Source organism: Mycobacterium sp. NGS50 (assembly GCF_059812545.1).
In genome coordinates this window covers 1-930 of record NZ_JCALCW010000088.1, presented here as the reverse complement: position 1 = coordinate 930, position 930 = coordinate 1, and the positions used below count along the sequence as shown (strand labels likewise).

General features: G+C 65.3%; 1 protein-coding gene. It reads left to right on the top strand.

Annotation, left to right across the window (positions count from 1 at the left end; all coding sequences use genetic code 11):
- Positions 1 to 903 (top strand): IS607 family element RNA-guided endonuclease TnpB (gene tnpB / locus AC5Y36_RS25800; RefSeq protein ID WP_500043817.1); only part of this gene is annotated, 903 nt, incomplete at its 5' end.
- Positions 904 to 930 lie beyond the last annotated feature (27 nt).

Here is a 930-nt window from a genome sequence, read left to right as displayed (position 1 = left end):
TGTGTCCGGACGCACGAGAACACCCGCCGTGTTGAACGGCTCATCGCCAAGGGCCGGGCGCGGATTCTGGCGATTTCGGTGCGACGCAACGGCACCCGGTTGGATGCGAGTGTGCGGGTGCTGGTGCAGCGTCCGCAGCAGCCCCGTGTGACGCTGCCTGATTCACGAGTCGGTGTGGATGTCGGGGTGCGGCGGCTCGCCACAGTCGCAGGCGAGGGCGGCACCGTGATCGAACAGGTGCCCAATCCATGCCCGCTTGATGCCGCGTTGAGGCAGTTACGCTACGTCAGCCGTGCCCGGTCGCGCTGCACGAAAGGCTCACGCCAATATCGTGAGCGCACCACCGAGATGTCCCGGTTACATCGCCGGGTCAACGATGTCCGCACCCATCACCTGCACGTCCTGACAACACGGTTGGCCAAAACCCACGGCCGCATCGTGATTGAAGGATTGGACGCTGCCGGGATGCTGCGGCAAAAAGGGCTGCCAGGGGCGCGCGCCAGACGGCGCGGACTCTCCGATGCGGCCCTGGGCACACCGCGCCGGCACCTGTCCTACAAGACACGCTGGTACGGATCGCAGCTGGTGGTCGCCCACCGCTGGTTCCCATCGTCGAAAACCTGCCACCTTTGCGGGCATGTCCAAGACACCGGATGGGACGAAAAGTGGACCTGTGACCCCACTGATAGTGGCTGCGGGGTCACCCACCAACGCGACGACAACGCCGCTGTCAATCTCGCGCGCTACGAGGAACCATCTAGCGTCGTCGGCCCAGTTGGGGCCGCCGTTAAGCGTGGAGCCGACCGTAAGACCGGACCTCGTCCGGCGGGTGGCCGTGAAGCGCGGAAGGGACGCAGCCACCAGGCTGCCGAACAACCCCGAGACGGGGTGCAAGTCGCGTGACCATTAAAGATCACTCACTTGCAACGG